Source organism: Pseudomonas sp. S2_B10, from assembly GCF_054668425.1.
Window position 1 is genome coordinate 5,079,492 of the sequence record NZ_CP162768.1, and the last position, 18,047, is coordinate 5,097,538.

An 18,047-nucleotide genomic window follows, 5' to 3' on the forward strand; every position below is an offset into this window, starting at 1 on the left:
AATCGCCACCACATTCAGCACAATCCAGGTTTTTTCTTGCGCGACATCGGTCGTTTGCGGTCGTCCTCGTGGTGCTCCGTCTGACGCGGAGCGCCGCGAATCCAGAGGTGTGTATGTCGGAATTCCAGCTAGTCACCCGCTTCGAGCCTGCCGGCGATCAGCCGGAAGCCATTCGCCAGTTGGTTGAGGGCATTGACGCCGGACTGGCGCACCAGACATTGCTCGGTGTGACCGGCTCGGGCAAGACCTTCAGCATCGCCAACGTCATCTCCCAGGTACAGCGTCCGACGCTGGTTCTGGCGCCGAACAAGACCCTGGCCGCGCAGTTGTACGGGGAGTTCAAGGCGTTCTTCCCGAACAACGCCGTGGAATATTTCGTTTCCTACTACGACTACTACCAGCCCGAAGCGTATGTGCCGTCGTCCGACACCTTCATCGAGAAGGACGCCTCGATCAACGACCACATCGAACAGATGCGCCTGTCCGCAACCAAGGCCTTGCTGGAGCGCAAGGACGCGATCATCGTCACCACGGTGTCGTGCATCTATGGTCTGGGCAGTCCGGAAACCTATCTGAAAATGGTCTTGCACGTTGATCGCGGCGACAAGCTTGATCAGCGTGCGCTGTTGCGGCGCCTGGCTGACCTGCAATACACCCGCAACGACATGGATTTTGCCCGGGCGACGTTCCGCGTGCGCGGTGATGTGATCGATATCTTCCCGGCGGAATCCGATCTGGAAGCGATCCGCATCGAGCTGTTCGATGACGAGGTCGAGAGCATTTCCGCGTTTGATCCGCTGACCGGCGAAGTCATCCGCAAGATGCCGCGCTTCACTTTCTATCCGAAGAGCCACTACGTGACGCCTCGGGAAACCCTGCTCGACGCCATCGAAGGCATCAAGGTCGAATTGCAGGAGCGCCTCGAATACCTGCGCAGTAACAACAAACTGGTGGAGGCCCAGCGTCTGGAACAGCGCACCCGTTTCGACCTGGAAATGATCCTCGAACTGGGCTATTGCAACGGCATCGAAAACTACTCGCGCTACCTGTCCGGGCGTCCGGCCGGCGCGGCGCCGCCCACGCTTTACGACTATCTGCCTGCCGACGCCTTGCTGGTGATCGACGAATCCCACGTCAGCGTGCCGCAGGTCGGCGCGATGTATAAGGGCGACCGTTCGCGCAAGGAAACCCTCGTTGAGTACGGCTTCCGTCTGCCTTCGGCGCTGGACAACCGGCCCATGCGTTTCGACGAGTGGGAAGGGGTCAGCCCGCAGACCATTTTCGTCTCGGCAACGCCCGGCAACTACGAAGCCGAGCACGCCGGGCGGGTGGTTGAGCAAGTGGTACGGCCGACCGGTCTGGTCGACCCGCAGGTTGAAGTGCGGCCGGCGCTGACCCAGGTCGATGATTTGCTCTCGGAAATCACCAAACGCGTGGCGATCGAAGAGCGGGTGCTGGTCACCACACTGACCAAGCGCATGGCCGAAGATCTTACCGATTACCTCGCCGACCACGGCGTGCGCGTGCGTTATCTGCACTCGGACATCGATACCGTCGAGCGCGTCGAGATCATCCGCGATTTGCGCCTCGGCGTGTTCGATGTGCTGGTCGGGATCAACCTGCTGCGTGAAGGCCTCGACATGCCGGAAGTGTCGCTGGTGGCGATTCTCGATGCTGACAAGGAAGGCTTCCTGCGTTCCGAGCGCTCGCTGATCCAGACCATCGGTCGCGCGGCGCGTAACCTCAATGGCCGGGCGATTCTCTACGCCGATCGCATGACCGGTTCGATGGAGCGGGCGATTGGTGAGACCGAGCGCCGTCGCGAGAAGCAGATCGCTTTCAACCTTGAGAACGGCATCACCCCGAAAGGTGTGATCAAGGACGTCGCCGACATCATGGAAGGCGCCACCGTACCGGGCTCGCGCAGCAAGAAGCGCAAAGGCATGGCCAAGGCCGCCGAAGAGAACGCCAAGTACGAAGCCGAACTGCGCTCGCCAAGCGAAATCACCAAACGCATCCGCGCGCTGGAAGAGAAGATGTACCAATTGGCGCGGGATCTGGAGTTTGAAGCGGCGGCGCAGATGCGTGACGAGATTGCCAAACTGCGCGAACGATTGCTTACGGTTTGAGGGATCGTTCCCACGCTCTGCGTGGGAATGCCGCCCGGGACGCTCTGCGTCCCATCGCTCGCGTGACGCAGAGCGTCACAGGATGCTTTCCTACGCAGAGCGTGGGAACGATCATTGTGTATCTCTGTGGGAGCGAGCCTGCTCGCGAATGGCCTTCCCACAAATCGGACGGCCTAGCGCATCCGGCTTAAATACCCTGCCCGCTGGAGCGGGGCGGGTGTCGCCTGTTACCATTCGCCGCTTGATTGTTCTGCTCTTCATTTTTTCGAGACAAGCCATGACCACCGTCCGCACTCGCATCGCGCCATCGCCTACCGGGGACCCCCACGTAGGTACCGCTTACATCGCATTGTTCAACTACTGCTTTGCCAAGCAGCATGGCGGTGAGTTCATCCTGCGCATCGAAGACACCGATCAGTTGCGTTCGACCCGCGAGTCCGAACAGCAGATCTTCGACGCCCTGCGCTGGCTCGGCATCGACTGGAGCGAAGGCCCGGACGTCGGCGGCCCGCACGGCCCGTATCGGCAGAGCGAGCGCGGCGACATCTACCAGAAGTACTGCCAGCAACTGGTCGACATGGGGCATGCGTTCCCGTGCTTCTGCACCGCTGAAGAACTCGATCAGATGCGCGCCGAGCAAATGGCTCGTGGCGAAACTCCGCGCTACGACGGCCGCGCGCTGCTGCTGTCGAAGGAAGAAGTCGCGGCGCGCCTGGCCGCTGGCGAACCGCACGTGATTCGCATGAAGGTGCCGAGCGAAGGCGTCTGCGTGGTGCCGGACATGCTGCGTGGCGACGTCGAGATCCCGTGGGATCGCATGGACATGCAAGTGCTGATGAAGACCGACGGCCTGCCGACGTACTTCCTCGCCAACGTCGTCGACGATCACCTGATGGGCATCACCCACGTGCTGCGTGGCGAAGAATGGCTGCCATCGGCACCGAAACTGATTTTGCTGTACGAATACTTCGGCTGGGAACAACCGGAGCTGTGCTACATGCCGCTGCTGCGTAACCCGGACAAGAGCAAGCTGTCCAAGCGCAAGAACCCGACCTCGGTGACGTTCTACGAGCGCATGGGCTTCATGCCGGAAGCGATGCTCAACTACCTCGGCCGCATGGGCTGGTCGATGCCGGACGAGCGCGAGAAGTTCTCGCTGCAGGAAATGGTCGACAACTTCGACCTCAAGCGCGTATCCCTCGGCGGGCCGATCTTCGATATTGAGAAGCTGTCGTGGCTCAACGGCCAGTGGCTGCGCGATCTGCCGGTGGAAGAATTTGCCGCCCGCGTGCAGAAGTGGGCGTTCAATTCCGAATACATGATGAAGATCGCGCCGCACGTACAGGGCCGTGTTGAAACGTTCAGCCAGGTCGCACCGCTGGCGGGATTCTTCTTTGCTGGCGGCGTGAATCCGGATGCCAAGCTGTTTGAGTCGAAAAAGCTCTCCGGCGATCAGGTTCGCCAGTTGATGCAATTGATCCTGTGGAAACTGGAAAGCCTGCGGCAGTGGGAGAAGGACAGCATCACCGCGACGATCCAGGCGGTGGTCGAGTCCCTCGAGCTGAAACTGCGCGATGCGATGCCGTTGATGTTTGCTGCGATCACCGGGCAGGCCAGTTCGGTGTCGGTGCTCGATGCGATGGAAATCCTCGGCCCGGACCTGACCCGTTTCCGTCTGCGCCAGGCGATTGACCTGCTGGGCGGCGTGTCGAAGAAAGAAAACAAGGAATGGGAAAAGCTCTTGGGCGCCATCGCCTGATTGCTTTTGCTTCTCTGCAGGACTGCCGAAGGCTGTGATCTTTTGATCCTGCCTTCGGCGTTTCTCCCGAATTTACGGGGGAGGGCGGTAAGTGATTGTTATCCCGGCAAAAAATTTTGAAATTTTTCAAAAATAAGTTTGACAGGCTTTCGATACGCCCTTAAGATTCGCCCCGTCCTCAGCGATGAGGGGCTATAGCTCAGCTGGGAGAGCGCTTGCATGGCATGCAAGAGGTCGACGGTTCGATCCCGTCTAGCTCCACCAATTTACACTTCGAGGTCTGGCCACACCGGCCTTGAAGCGATCAACACTCAGCGTTGATCAGTTGTATAGAAGGGTTTGCGTCCCCTTCGTCTAGTGGCCTAGGACACCGCCCTTTCACGGCGGTAACAGGGGTTCGAGTCCCCTAGGGGACGCCAGTTTTACAGAAGTGATGTTGCAAGAGATCACTCCGCCGCGAGGCGAAAAATCCGGGGCTATAGCTCAGCTGGGAGAGCGCCTGCATGGCATGCAGGAGGTCAGCGGTTCGATCCCGCTTAGCTCCACCAATTTTACAGTTCAAGGTCTGGCCACACCGGCCTTGAATCGATCAGCTCTCAGCACTGATCAGTTGTATAGAAGGGTTTGTGTCCCCTTCGTCTAGTGGCCTAGGACACCGCCCTTTCACGGCGGTAACAGGGGTTCGAGTCCCCTAGGGGACGCCACGATTACCCGCTCTGCGGGATTTTATAAGGGTCATTCAATTATTGAATGGCCCTTTTGTTTGTCTGGCGTTTGGCCAACTCTCCTTTTTCCTTACACTGTGCTTCAGACCAGCGGTCATATTCATGACTTGCGGAATATTATTATGCGAATAATATTCTAGTCGTAATATTCGGAGGCAACGATGAACGATAAAAAAGCTCAAACCCGCGAACGCATCCTCAAGGCTGCCAGCGCCGCATTGATTCAACGCGGCCCGGCAGACCCGAGCGTGGGTGAAGTGATGGGCGCCGCCGGGCTGACTGTCGGCGGCTTCTATGCGCACTTCGAAAGCAAGGACGCGATGATGCTCGAGGCGTTCAAGCAGCTGCTGGGCCGCCGTCGCGACCTGATTGCCGACATGGACGCCGATCTGACCGGCGAAGAGCGTCGCGCTTTGGTGGCTGCGTTCTACCTGTCACGCAAACACCGGGATTCCAGCGAGGCCGCATGCCCGATCCCGGCCTCGATTGGGGAGCTGGGGCGTTTGCCGGAGTCGTTCCGCATTGCGCTGAACGAGCATTTGGAATTGATGGTCGCGCAACTGGCGGCCAGCCCTGAAGACACCGACAAGGCTTTGGCCGATGTCGCGTTGATGGTCGGTGGTCTGGCCTTGGCCAGAGCGCTGGGTCCGGGAGATTTATCCGATCGATTGCTGCGCGCTGCCAAGTCGGCGGTGCGTTGACCTGAAGGCAACAAGCCTGAGGAGAGTGCGATGAACGCGTTGAAGTGGGTTCGTGGCGTTAACGGTACCTTGGGCTGGTTTGCACCCAGACTGGTGGCAAGCAAAATGCGTCTGGCGTTCATGACGCCCCGCGCTCTACCGCTGCGCGATTGGGAGCTGCCGCTGTTGGCCAGCTCCGAACGCATCACATTGCGCTTCGGTCTGTCGGCGCTGCGTTGGGGCCAAGGTCCTGCAGTGTTGCTGATGCATGGTTGGGAAGGGCGGCCAACGCAATTCGCTTCGCTGATAAACGCTTTGGTTGATGCTGGCTATACCGTCGTCGCGCTCGATGGCCCGGCCCACGGTCGCTCCCCTGGGCGAGAAGCCAATGTAGTGCTGTTCGCCCGCGCCATGCTTGAAGCCGCTGCCGAATTGCCGCCGCTGCAAGCGGTTATCGGGCATTCCATGGGCGGCGCCAGCGCCATGCTCGCCGTGCAATTGGGGCTGCGCACCGAAACCCTGGTCAGCATCGCCGCACCGTCGCGGATTCTCGGCGTGCTGCGCGGTTTCGCGCGAATGGTCGGCATGCCGCCGCGCGCGCGTTCGGCGTTCATTCGTCAGGTCGAGCAGGACGTCGGCATGCGCGCCGCGACGCTGGACGTGGCCCACTATCAACTGGATATGCCCGGCCTGATCGTGCATGCCGAGGACGACAATTTTGTCTCGGTCAAAGAATCGCAATTGATTCACGAAGCCTGGTTCGACAGCCGCCTGCTGCGCCTCGAAAGCGGCGGCCATCAACGCGTGCTGGCCGACCCTCGAGTGATTGATGGCGTGTTATCACTGCTCGCCGGTCGCAGCCTTCAGGCGCGCCAATCGGCCTGAGCTCCGTTACACTGCCCCGGTTGAATACTTTGACCGGGAGTGGGGCATGGGCTGGGATCGGGCAACGCCGTTTACCATTGATCTGCAAGTAGGCGCCGAAGACATCGACGGGCTCGGGCACGCCAATAACGCGGTGTACGTCACCTGGCTCGAGCGCTGCGCCTGGCGCCATTCGCAGCGCCTCGGCCTGGACCTGGTCGAATACCGGCGGCTGGATCGGGCGATGGCCGTTGTCCGCCATGAAATCGATTATCTGGCCGCCGCCTATGAAGGCGATGAACTGCAACTGGCGACCTGGATCGTCGATTGGGATCAGCGCCTGAAAATGACCCGGCATTTCCAGCTCAAACGCCCCAGCGACAACGCCACCCTGTTGCGCGCGCAGACCACATTTGTCTGCATCGAACTGTCGACCGGCAAGCCCAAGCGTATGCCGGCGGAATTTATCGAAGGCTATGGCCCGGCGATCCAGATTGCAGAAGCCATGTGAATCTCACCCTGTGGGAGCGAGCCTGCTCGCGAAAGCATCGCGTGAGTTACGCATGCGTCAACTGACAGACCGTCTTCGCGAGCAGGCTCGCTCCCACAGAGATATGTGTAGTTCTGCGGATTTGTGCGATATCCAGTAAACTGCCGCACGTTTTTTCTTCAAGTAGTGTTTCCCCATGCAAATTGCTCTGGCGCCCATGGAAGGGTTGGTCGACGACATCCTGCGCGACGTGTTGACCCGCGTTGGCGGCATCGATTGGTGCGTGACCGAGTTCATTCGGGTCAACGACCAGTTGCTCACGCCTGCCTATTTCCACAAGTTCGGCCCCGAGCTGCTCAACGGCGCTCGCACCGCGTCCGGCGTGCCGCTGCGCGTGCAATTGCTCGGGTCCGATCCGGTGTGCCTGGCGGAAAACGCCGCGTTGGCCTGCGAGCTTGGCTCGGAAGTGATCGACCTCAACTTCGGCTGCCCGGCCAAGACCGTCAACAAATCCCGTGGCGGCGCCGTGCTGCTCAAGGAGCCGGAGCTGCTCAACCAGATCGTCGAGCATGTCCGTCGCGCCGTCCCGGCGCACATCCCGGTCACCGCGAAAATGCGCCTGGGTTTCGACAGCCCGGACGGCTCGCTGGTCTGCGCCACGGCACTGGCCGAAGGCGGGGCAGAGCACATCGTCGTACACGCGCGGACGAAAATGGACGGCTACAAACCGCCGGCGCATTGGGAGTGGATCCCGCGTGTGCAGGATGTGGTCAAGGTCCCGGTCTTCGCCAACGGAGACATCTGGAGCGTCGAAGACTGGCGCCGTTGCCGCGAAATCAGCGGCGTCGAAGACATCATGCTCGGTCGGGGCCTGGTCTCCCGCCCGGATCTCGCTCGGCAGATCGCTGCGGCTCGCGCTGGTGAAGAGGTCGTCGAGATGACCTGGGCCGAGCTGATGCCGCTGATTCAGGACTTCTGGCTGCAGGCCAAGGCGCAGATGACCGCGCGCCAATCGCCCGGTCGCCTCAAGCAATGGCTGGCCATGTTGACGCGCAACTACCCGGAAGCCGCCGAGCTTTTCACCGTTCTGCGCCGTGAAACCGAGCCGGATCAGGTCTCGCGCTTGCTCGGATTGCCGCTCGTCGAAGCCGCATAAAAAATCTCAAAATATTCTCTTGAAATCAAAACAGCGGTCCCTATCTAAGGGTTACGCGATGCCGAATTCGGGTCGCGGAGACACAAAACCTTGCTGATTGTTTTCAGGAGATTTGAATCATGAGTACTGCATTTTCTCTCGCGCCACTGTTCCGTTCCTCGGTAGGTTTCGACCGTTTCAACGACCTGTTCGAAACCGCCCTGCGCAACGAGCCAGGCAGCAGCTACCCACCCTACAACGTCGAAAAACACGGTGATGATCAATACCGTATCGTCGTCGCGGCCGCCGGTTTCCAGGAAGAAGACCTGGACCTGCAGGTCGAGAAGGGTGTGCTGACCATCAGTGGCGGCAAGCGTGACACTGACGAAAGCGTCACGTTCTTGCATCAAGGCATCGCCCAGCGAGCCTTCAAGCTGTCGTTCCGTCTGGCCGATCACATCGAGATCAAGGACGCTGCGCTGCGCAACGGCCTGCTGAGCATCGACCTGCTCCGTGTGATCCCGGAAGAAGCGAAAGCCAAGCGCATCCCGATCAATGGAGCGCAGCAGCCGGCGTTGCAGCATTGATTGATGTGCTGACACACAATCGCCCGAATCGGCGATAAGCCGCTGAACGAAAGGCCCCGATACGTCGGGGCCTTTTTTGTGCGCGCAAAGAAAGCCGACGCAACGTTTGCTGCTGGCTTTGTGGCTCTTTACAATCCGCGCCATCAAGGCCAGCCCCCCCTTAATTCCCGCTGGCCCCGGAGCCTTTGTTCATGGACGAAATGGAACAGCGCTGGCTATACGCGCTTTCTGCGCCTTTGGTCGCCCTCAATCCCGACGCCGATTACACCGCACCCACCTATTGCTTTGACCTCAAACATGTCGATGTCGAAGGTGGTTGGGGCATCACTACGCGCGAACAGCTGTTGGACATGCTGCGTACTGCCGATAACGGCCACGCTACGCAGTTGAACGAAGCCTATCGGCAGTGGCAGAGGTGTCTGCCGTCCGAATGGCAGGCCTTGCTCGCAACACTCGACACTCGCCAGCGAGCTTTCTACGAATTCGCCAGTCGCACATTTGGCGAGTGCGGTTCAGGTGGCATCCGTGCCTGGGACCTTGGTCGCATGGGTTTTCTGCTGCGTTCTGCAGTGCTGCACGGCTGGATTGATCTCACCGAAAGCCTTTGGCTGCATGGTCGCATGGCGGCACGCGCGCGCTACTACTACGACAGTTGGACGAGCTACCTTAACGGCTTTGTCTTCGGCAAAGCCTTCTGGCATTGCCTGGGCAACAAGGATGAAGAGCTGGAGCACGAATATGACCGGCAAGGCGATTACATAGGCACCACCGTGGTCATCAGAAAGCTTGATCGTGATGCGCGCGCGCTGTTCGCACAATTGCCTTGGGACATGCCCTTGTATCCACCCGAGCGGCCTGATTCGCTAGGGGAGTTCGACTGGTCATGAGCTGCTGGATTCGCTTGGGTATCGAGCCCACCAAAGACAACGACGTCATTCGCGGCGCCTATCGCGCACGCTTGCCGCAGCACCATCCGGAAACCGATCCGGAAGGTTTTCAGGCGCTGCGTGAGGCTTATGAGCTGGCATTACGCTTTGCCCGCGAGGAAGCCGGGGAGCCGGATCAACCGGTTGCCGATGAGATCAGTCCTGCCGATCAGACGATGGCCGACTTTGAAGCATTGCTGCTTGATCCAGCGCGTCGCTTCCAACCGGTGGCCTGGCAGGCATTCAACCTTGAGCTGGACCGCCTGCCGCTGGAGGTGCTGGACGAAGTTTGCTGGCCATTGCTGCGCGAGTTGCTCGACGCCGGCCCGATTTCCCATGCCTGCGCCCGTTTGTTGGCCCAGCGCCTGGGCTGGGCGAGCCGCATGCTGGATCTGGATTTCGACAACGCACGGCATGTCGACGAGTTTTTGCAGCGGATCAGCGCGGCGGATCCGTTCGACACCTCGTTGATGAGCCATTGGCCCGCTGTCGCGCAGTTGGAAACTCTCTGGTATGTGCGAACCCTGAATCACCTGCACCGAGAGGCGTCGCTCGACGACTACCGTCATTTCGCCGGCCTGCACACTTGCATCCCCCTGCCTGCTGATGACGGGTTATTGCAACGCTTGGCCATACAGTTCAGTCAGGCTGATATCGCCAACAAAGACTTTCTCGACATTATCAGCGAGCAGCATCGGCTTGCGCCTGAAGATGTCGACTGGCTGTATCTGTTGGCCTGTCAGCGCAGTGCGCTGGGAATGGAAGAGTTGGCACTGCAGGCATGGGTGCGGCTCTGGCGCGAACATCAGCATCCGAAAGCGGCGACGTGGTTACTGGCGTTGTGCGCGCGACATCAGCCTCAGCGCCTGCCGCTGCTGATTCAGGCCTTTGATCGTCTGGAAAACTTCCGCGACTGGTCCGAGGATCTAGGTGATGTCACTCAAGAGTACGGCAGTCCATCACAGCGCCCGGAAACACTCGGGCGTTGGTTCAGGGCCAAGCAGCTCGAGTTGCAGGACATTGCCGGTGCATTTATCGAATGGCGTGTCAGTGGTGACGAGTTGCCGTTGTTGGCGGCGCTGATCATTGACAGTGATGACCGTCCGTTGCAAACGCTCTACCAGCATGCCTGGGCTTTGCACCGTGGTGATGTGCCATTGCTGCGACGCATCATGCAGGCATCCGAGCCGGGGGATGTGCTCGATCAACTGGTGCTGGAAGGCTTGCAGTATCAGGCCGGGCAGCAGATCCGCTGGTTGACCCGAGCGCCGATTCCTCAGGCCCTGGAAGCGTTTCTGGCCAGCGACTCGGCATCGACACTGCCGTCGGCGCTGGAAAAGGGCGAACCGCTTGAGCTCAGTCTGCTGTGGATGCGCCGTTTGCGTGCTTACGACGCCCGATCGCTGGCGCGGCTTGCCGAAGCGTTCAGTCTCGACAAGCGTGACGAACGGCTTGCGGGGCTCAAGTTGCAAGCGCAACTGGCCGCGCAAGGCATGCTGCTTCCGGCGGTCGATAGCTACTCTGATGTCTGGGAATGGCATCGTCAGGCGATTTACCTGCTGGCCACCCTCGACGATCCGACGCGTTGGCTGGGCGCGCAATCGGGACACTGCGTCGACGCCATGAGCATTGCGCGTGAACACCCCTTGGCCCGTTTGCAGCCGCTGCTCTGTCGCCTGAGTCGCGAGCAGGGCAGCGCCAGTGGCCTGCTCGGCTGGCTGCAAGCGGCGGATCCGGTGCACTCGCTGCTCGCGCGCAAGTTGTTCAGTGTGCATGAGGCGCTCGATAGCACTCGGCTGTTGGGTAATGACCGTTTGTTCGAGTGCATGCGCAGCGACATCGCCAGCTTCAACGAAGATTTGCTCGGGCGCATGCTCTTGGGTGGAGTCCTTTACCACGATCCGTTGCTCACTGCGCAACAGCGTAAATACCTGCTGGAAAGTATCACCGAGGTGGTCAATCCACAGGACTGGTTCGACGGCTTCCGTCACAGTCTGATCAAGGGTGAGCCTGTTCACCCGCCCCGTGAGGCTCTCGCGGAGGAGGGTGTCAGCGACGCCTTTTACCTGGCGCTGGATGTGCTGAAGGATCTGGTGCGTTTTGGCAATCTGGGCTTGCCAAGGCAGAAGGTTCTGTTACGCATGCAGCGGGCCAAGGATGACTCGGAAAATGGACTCGGTTTGCGCTTCGCATTCAGTGCATTGCTGTCGTGGTCTGAGCGTTTGCTGTTAGCCAAGGCAACGACCCGTCCAACCCCCGCCGCTGCGTTCTGGAGCCTGGGTACCCGGCTGGGGCGCGGGGCGTTTATCTGGCAGGTCATTGGCGCGTTGCTGGTGACGCCCGTGGCGGCGCTGCTCAGCGGTACGCCCGTATCCGGCATCGTCGTGTTGCTACTGGGCCTGGCGTTTCTGCTCGGTGCGGTCCTGCGCCGTTTGCATGACATGGGGCGGGGCATTCCGATGTTGCTGATTTTGGTAATGCTGTCGCCGGTATTGCCGTTTCTGCCGCTGATACTGTTCGGTTTTCCCGGAGAGAAGCTGCCCAATCGTTATGGCGTGCCACCGGACAGTGGCGGTGAAGATACCTTGTCCGGTGGTTTGCAGGCGACCTTACGGCGACTTATCGGCTAGAGGCGTAACTCATCCAGAACCTTGTTGAGTTGTGAGCGGTGGCTGGCGATTTCTTCCGATCGCTGGTCGCCCAGCACCGTGGTGAAACTGTCCAGCCAGTCGGCAATCCGCTGGCGTTCTTCGCCCAGACTTTGCGTCCACGCCCGTTCCAGTCGAGCCAGCAGGGTTCGATTGGGCAGAGTGTCGCGGGGGTGAATTTTCAGCGTACTCAAGCGTTCATGACTGGTTTGCCGCGATTGCGCATCGAGTCCGGTCGGGCTGCGGTCAATGCTGTGGCTGTGGCGTTCGCCCGTCCTTGGCAGGGTGACGTCAACTTCGAGCAAACCGTTGATGTCATAACTGAACCGCACATCCAGCGCCTGGATATCATCGCTCGGCGTCAGCGTGACATCGAAAGCATCGATAAAAATGTTGTCGCGTACCCACGGACGTTCGCCCTGATAGACCGCAATACGGATGACTTCCTGTCGTGGAGATGTCGTGTGGTAACGCTCCACCCTTGAGGTCGGGATGATGGTGTTGCGCTCGATGATCGGCGAGAACGCGCCACTGACGCCTTCGCCACGATTGGTCGAAATCCCCAGCGTATACGGACAGACATCCGTCAGAATCAATTCCTCGACCGCACCGTCCCGCGCCTTGCATGCCGCCTGCGTCGCCGCCCCCAGCGCCACGATAGTGTCTGGATCAAGATGCCGATAAGGCAGGCGTCCAAACAACGTGGCGACCATTTGCTGTACCGCCGGCATGCGCGTGGCGCCACCGACCAGCACCAGGCTGTCGAGGTCGCGCGGTTTCAGTCGGGCATCGCGCAGAGCCTGTTCGATTGGCGCGCGCAAGCGGGCCAGCAACGGCTCCCATATTTTCACTGCAGCGGCTTCATCCAGTTCCCATTCGAATGTCTGCTCGGCATGCCGCCAGCTCAACTGCTGCGCGCCTTCGCCGAGTTTGCATTTCAGCTGTTCGAGGGCATCACCGAGGCTGGCCATGGCTTGTGCATCGATCGTTGAGGGGGTGAGTTGCCAATTTTTCAGGCAGGCCTGCAACAGGGCTGCGGTGAAGTCTTCGCCGCCAAGAAAGTTGTCGCCAGTGGAGGCGTGCACTTCGATCAGCGGCAATGCGTATTCGAGCACGGTGACGTCGAACGTGCCGCCGCCGAGATCGAAAATCAGCGTGCGTTCGAACTTCTGTTCGTGCAGGCCGTACGCCATGGCGGCAGCGGTCGGTTCGTTGATCAGGCGCGTCACGGACAGCCCGGCCAGTTCGGCGGCGAACAAGGTGCGCTTGCGCTGCTCGTCACTGAAATATGCCGGTACGGAAATGACCGCTTCTGTGACCGCCTGGCCGAGAAAGGCTCCCGCGTCTTGCTTGAGTGAGCCAAGTACCAGCGCCGACAACTCTTCCGGGCTGAACTGGCGAGAGCCGAGCTGGATTTGCCTGTCGCTGCCCATGAAGCGCTTGAACGCGGCGGCAGTGCGTTCCGGGTGCGTGGTCAGGCGGGCGCGGGCGGCTTTGCCGACCAGAATCGTGTCGTCTTCATCAAGGCTGACCACCGACGGTGTCAGCACATCGCCGAGGGCGTTGGGGATCAGTTCGGCGCGGCCTTCACGCCAGACGGCGATCAGGCTGTTGGTGGTGCCAAGGTCGATGCCCAGCAGGGCCGGGCGAGGAAGGGATGCATCCTGCATGGTTGATCTCGAAGCGGCGCAAAAAACGCGACCCTACAGGCTGAGGCAAAGCGTGGCAATTGTTGCTCTGTTGCCAGTCTGTGCGACCGCCGATTCAGGGCAGCAGTTTTTTCAGATCCTCCAACCCCACCGGCCGGCTGTGCAGATAACCCTGATACAAATGGCATTCCAGCCCCTGCAAAAACGCCAGTTGCGCGGGCGTCTCCACGCCTTCGGCAATCACTTCCAATTCCAAGCTGCGGGCCATCGCGACAATTGCGCGAATGATCTCCGCGACATTGGAGTCAGTGGTTGCATCGCGGATGAACGACTGGTCGATCTTCAGGGTGTCTACCGGTAGCCGCTTCAAATACGTCAGCGATGAATAACCGGTGCCGAAATCGTCCATGGCGAAGCTCACGCCGAGCTTTTTCAGGCGGCGCATTTTGCTGATGGTGTCTTCCAGATTCTGAATGACAATGCCTTCGGTGATTTCCAGTTTCAGTAGCGAGCAGGGCAGGCCGTGGCTGGTCATGCTGTGTTCGATGCGTTCGACGAAATCGTTCTGGCGGAACTGCCGAGGGCTGATGTTCACGCACAGGCTGAAATTCAGCGGGTCGACGAGTTTCAGTGCGATCAATTGTTTGAACGCGTTGCAGGCTTCATCGAGGATCCAGGTGCCGACTTCGAGAATCAGGCCGCTATCTTCCAGCACCTTGATGAACTCGGTAGGCGATTGCGCGCCAAGTTCAGGATGGTTCCAGCGCACCAGGGCTTCGGCGCCGATGATGCGGTTGTCGCGGGCATCGACCTGTGGCTGAAAATGCACGTTGAACTCGCCGCGCGACAGCGCAAGACGCAGGTCGGTCTCCATGCGCAGGCGTTCGCTGGCCGCTTTCTGCATGGTGTTGTGATACATCTGCGTGGTGTTGCGCCCGGAATCCTTGGCCCGGTACAGGGCGATGTCGGCGCGTTTGAGCAGGTCGGTCGGGGTCGAGCCGTGATCGGGAATCAGCGCCACGCCAATGCTCGGCGTCACTTGCAGGCGCTGGCCATCGAGGAACATCGGCTCCGAAAGTAATTCGCGAATGGTGTCGGCCAGCGCGCGCACTTGTTCGCTGACTTCACTGCGCGAACCTTCGAGGCCGCTGAGCAACACCACGAACTCATCGCCACCGAGGCGCGCTACCGTGTCTTCCATGCGCACGCTGGCTTCGAGCCGCGCGGTGATGATTTTCAGCACGGTGTCGCCGACCGGGTGACCGAGGGAATCGTTGATGTGCTTGAAGTGGTCGAGGTCGAGAAACAGCAAGGCGCCGCGCAGATTGTGGCGCTTGAGCAGGGCGATCTGCTGACTCAGGCGATCCATCAGCAGGGCGCGGTTGGGCAGGTTGGTCAGCGGGTCGTGATAGGCCAGGTGACGAATCTGCGCTTCGGCGTTCTTCAACAGGCTGACGTCACGCGCGGTCAGCAGCAGGCACGCGGTTTCATTGAGGGTGATCGGCTCGACCGAGACCTCAACGGTGAGCAACTCGCCGCGCTTGTTGCGCCCGAGCATTTCCTGATGATGCACGCGGCCCTTGATCTGCAACTCGGCGAGTAGGGTCGAGCGCTGTTTCTCTTCGGCCCAGATCCCCACCTGATAAACGGTTTTGCCCACTACTTCGTCGGCGCGGTAACCGGTGAGGCGACAGAAACCGTCGTTGACCTCCAGATAACGCCCGGTGTCGCGCTCGGTGATGGTGATGGCGTCGGGGCTGGAGTGAAACGCCTTGGCGAATTTTTCTTCGCTGGCCTTCAGCGCTGCTTCCGAGCGTTGTTGCTGGGTGATGTCGCGCAGGGTGGTGACGATGCACGGCTGGTCGCCGACGCTGATCTGCCGGCTGGAAATCACGCAGGTCAGCGACTGGCCGTCCTTGTGCTGGACGAGAATGGCCACGTTGCTCAGGCCTTGTTCGCGAATCACCCGTTCGATGCGTTGCAGGCTCTTCGCCGAGGCGTCCCACAGACCGATTTCCTCGGCGGTGTGGCCAATCACATCGGCGGCGCTCCAGCCAAAGGTCTGGCTGAAGCTCGAATTGATTTCGATGAATTCCCCGGTTTCCTGGCGCGTCACGCAGATCGGATCGGGGCTGACCTGAAACAGCGTGGCGAATTTCTCTTCCGAGGCTACCAGCCGCTGCTCGCGCTCGACCTGATCGGTGATGTCCAGCAACGTGCCGGCCATGCGCAGCGGCGCGCCGTTGTCGTCGCGATAGAGACGCGCGCGGCTTTCCAGATAGCGCGAGCTGCCGTCGGGCAATTGCACGCGATAGGTCAGTTGATAATTGCCGGCGGGGCCTTCGCGCAGGCTGCGGTAGGCGTCGCGCATGCTGTCGCGTTCCTCGCCCGGCACGCCTTCGAAAAACTCCTCGAATGATTCATGGAATGGAATCGGCTCCAGCCCGTGCAATTGCGCAGCGCGCGCCGATCCGTAGAGCATGCCGCTGGGGATGTGCCAGTCCCAGGTGCCGAGTTGCGCCGAGTCCAGCGCCAGGTCGAGGCGTTCCTGGCTGTCCTTCAAGGCCAGTTCGGCGGCTTTGCGTTCGGTGGTGTCGAGGAAGGTGCTGAGCAGATAGGGCTGACCTTCGAGCTCGACCTTCTGCGCGCTGAGGATGCCGTCGTGCACTTGGCCATTGCTGGCGCGAAACTGCACTTCCATGCTGATCAGCTCGCCCTTGGCTTTGGTTTTCTTCACCAGTTCGGCGCGTTGCTCGGGATGCACCCACAGGCCCAGTTCCAGGGTGGTGCGGCCGATTGCGCTTTGCACCGGCCAGCCGAACAGGCTTTCGAAATACTGGTTGGCCTCGCTGATCAGACCGTCATCCTGACGGGTCAGCAGAACCATGTTCGGGCACAGGTGGAAAAGTGTCGCGAAACGTTTCTCCGAGCTGCTCAGGGCCTGCTCGCGCTGGCGTTGGTGGGTGATTTCGCGAATCACCCCGATCATTCGGGGCCGGCCGTTCTTGTCTGGCAGCAGGCTGCCGCTGATCTCCAGCCAGTGCAGGCTGCCGTCGGGCCAGCGAATACGGTGATGCATCGCCTGCTCCAACGGGGCGCCGGCGATCACCGCATGGAAAGCACGCACGGTTTTCGCACGGTCTTCCGGCGGCAACAGGTCGAGGTATTCCAAATCGGCGGGTAATGGCTGCCGTGGATCGAAACCGAATAACGCCTGAGTGCCCCGTGACCAGCTGATCTGCCCACGTTCGATGTCCCAATACCAGGCACCGAGCCGCGCGCCGTTGAGCGCGGCGAGCAATTGCGGCGCGCTTTCCCAGCTCTGCTCGGAGTGTCGCGGATCAACAGCCTGGATTCGCGGCATCGGCGGAATTCGGTCAACAGATTTCGGCATTGTCAGCGGGCCTTGAGCTGAGTGGCGTGAGGCACAGGAGCGGCTCTATAGGAGTAGCACAAGTCAGGCCGGGATCCCTGGCCGATCGATTTGTGCATCCAGCAGGGCCATGAAGGCGCGTGCTGCATTCGATAGCGTCCGTTCGGTGTGCAAGATATAGCCTAGCTGGCGAGTGAGCTGTATGCCCGGCAATGCGATGCTTGCCACTTGTTCGTCGAGCATGGTGCGCGGCAGCACGCTCCAGGCCAGGCCAATGGAGACCATCATCTTGATGGTTTCCAGATAGTTGGTGCTCATGGCGATGTTCGGCGTCAGGCCCTGAGCTTCGAACAAACGCTGGACGATGTGGTGGGTAAACGTGTTGCCGCCGGGGAAAACCGCCGGATGACCGGCGATGTCCGCCAGACTGACGGCGCCGTTGTTGATCAGCGAATGCTCCGGGGCGACGACGAAATCCAGCGGGTCGTCCCACACCGGCGTGGCTTTGACCAGGGTGTGCGGCTCTGGCGCGAGGGTGATGACCGCCAGTTCTGCGCGGCCGTGGAGAATTTCCTCGTAGGCCACTTCCGAATCAAGGAACTGAATATCCAGCGCAACCTGTGGGTAGCGGCGGGTGAACTCCCTTAATAGAGGCGGCAAGCGGTGCAGGCCGATGTGGTGACTGGTGGCCAGGGTCAGGCGGCCGCTGACCTCGCCGGTCAGGTTGGTCAGGGCGCGGCGGGTGTCGTCGAGCACATTGAGAATCTGATAGGCCCTTGGCAGCAGGGCGCGACCCGCCTCGGTCAGACCGACTTCGCGACCCAGTCGATCAAACAGGCGCACTTTCAATTGCTGCTCAAGCCCGGCGATGCGCTTGCTGATCGCCGGTTGTGTCAGATGAAGGCGTTCGCCGGCGCCGGAGAAGCTGCCGGTCTCGGCGATGGCAATAAAAGCATTCAGGTTAGCCAGATCCATGTCGCATTCCAGTTGGTTATCCAAAGCATAAAAAATATGAATTTGAGTTATTTAATCTAACCCCATAGGATCGGCCTCACAAGCCAAAGGGTTATTGATGAGCCCAG

Annotated in this window: 12 protein-coding genes and 4 tRNA genes; 13 read left to right on the forward strand and 3 right to left on the reverse strand. The window is 60.4% G+C overall.

Annotated features, from left to right (window positions below):
- Positions 1 to 113: 113 nt before the first annotated feature.
- From uvrB to AB4O45_RS22665, 13 genes are all read left to right on the forward strand, one after another.
- Complete coding sequence (uvrB, locus tag AB4O45_RS22605; RefSeq protein WP_024012378.1) at positions 114 to 2,129, forward strand: excinuclease ABC subunit UvrB; 2,016 nt, start codon at positions 114 to 116, stop codon at positions 2,127 to 2,129.
- 277 nt (positions 2,130 to 2,406) lie between these two features.
- Positions 2,407 to 3,888: a glutamate--tRNA ligase gene (gltX, locus tag AB4O45_RS22610; protein WP_016773920.1), complete on the forward strand. Its 1,482-nt coding sequence runs from the start codon at positions 2,407 to 2,409 to the stop codon at positions 3,886 to 3,888.
- Positions 3,889 to 4,076: 188 nt separating this feature from the next.
- Positions 4,077 to 4,152: transfer RNA gene (locus AB4O45_RS22615), tRNA-Ala, on the forward strand.
- A gap of 79 nt (positions 4,153 to 4,231) precedes the next feature.
- A tRNA-Glu gene (locus tag AB4O45_RS22620) sits at positions 4,232 to 4,307 on the forward strand.
- Between the two features lie 53 nt (positions 4,308 to 4,360).
- A tRNA-Ala gene (locus AB4O45_RS22625) sits at positions 4,361 to 4,436 on the forward strand.
- Positions 4,437 to 4,516: 80 nt separating this feature from the next.
- A tRNA-Glu gene (locus tag AB4O45_RS22630) sits at positions 4,517 to 4,592 on the forward strand.
- 182 nt (positions 4,593 to 4,774) lie between these two features.
- Positions 4,775 to 5,314 (forward strand): TetR/AcrR family transcriptional regulator, encoded by a 540-nt coding sequence (locus tag AB4O45_RS22635; protein WP_041478525.1) that lies wholly within the window; start codon positions 4,775 to 4,777, stop codon positions 5,312 to 5,314.
- A gap of 30 nt (positions 5,315 to 5,344) precedes the next feature.
- Entirely contained in the window at positions 5,345 to 6,178 is an 834-nt protein-coding gene (locus AB4O45_RS22640) for an alpha/beta fold hydrolase (protein ID WP_150635760.1), read from the forward strand.
- A 46-nt stretch (positions 6,179 to 6,224) separates the two neighbouring features.
- A complete protein-coding gene (locus tag AB4O45_RS22645; RefSeq protein WP_016773923.1) occupies positions 6,225 to 6,668 on the forward strand; it encodes an acyl-CoA thioesterase in 444 nt (147 codons plus the stop codon).
- Positions 6,669 to 6,843: 175 nt separating this feature from the next.
- Positions 6,844 to 7,803 (forward strand): tRNA dihydrouridine synthase, encoded by a 960-nt coding sequence (locus AB4O45_RS22650; RefSeq protein WP_016773924.1) that lies wholly within the window; start codon positions 6,844 to 6,846, stop codon positions 7,801 to 7,803.
- 119 nt (positions 7,804 to 7,922) lie between these two features.
- Positions 7,923 to 8,369 (forward strand): Hsp20 family protein, encoded by a 447-nt coding sequence (locus AB4O45_RS22655; protein WP_016773925.1) that lies wholly within the window; start codon positions 7,923 to 7,925, stop codon positions 8,367 to 8,369.
- A gap of 191 nt (positions 8,370 to 8,560) precedes the next feature.
- Positions 8,561 to 9,256, forward strand: coding sequence for a DUF1266 domain-containing protein (locus tag AB4O45_RS22660; RefSeq protein WP_460160575.1), 696 nt, complete (start codon positions 8,561 to 8,563; stop codon positions 9,254 to 9,256).
- On the forward strand, positions 9,253 to 11,925 hold the full coding sequence (locus AB4O45_RS22665) for a DUF805 domain-containing protein (protein WP_460160576.1): 2,673 nt from the start codon (positions 9,253 to 9,255) through the stop codon (positions 11,923 to 11,925). Before AB4O45_RS22660 ends, AB4O45_RS22665 begins: the two co-directional genes overlap by 4 nt.
- On the opposite strand, the gene AB4O45_RS22670 is transcribed toward AB4O45_RS22665, so the two are convergent.
- From AB4O45_RS22670 to AB4O45_RS22680, 3 genes are all read right to left on the reverse strand, one after another.
- Complete coding sequence (locus AB4O45_RS22670; RefSeq protein ID WP_460160577.1) at positions 11,922 to 13,613, reverse strand: Hsp70 family protein; 1,692 nt, start codon at positions 13,611 to 13,613, stop codon at positions 11,922 to 11,924. The two genes, AB4O45_RS22665 and AB4O45_RS22670, sit on opposite strands and share 4 nt — an antisense overlap.
- Positions 13,614 to 13,707: 94 nt before the next feature.
- A complete protein-coding gene (locus tag AB4O45_RS22675) occupies positions 13,708 to 16,986 on the reverse strand; it encodes a PAS domain S-box protein (protein ID WP_071171649.1) in 3,279 nt (1,092 codons plus the stop codon).
- 63 nt (positions 16,987 to 17,049) lie between these two features.
- The gene (locus tag AB4O45_RS22680; RefSeq protein ID WP_024012384.1) at positions 17,050 to 17,940 is read right to left on the reverse strand and encodes a LysR family transcriptional regulator; all 891 of its coding nucleotides are present in this window, start codon (positions 17,938 to 17,940) and stop codon (positions 17,050 to 17,052) included.
- Positions 17,941 to 18,047 lie beyond the last annotated feature (107 nt).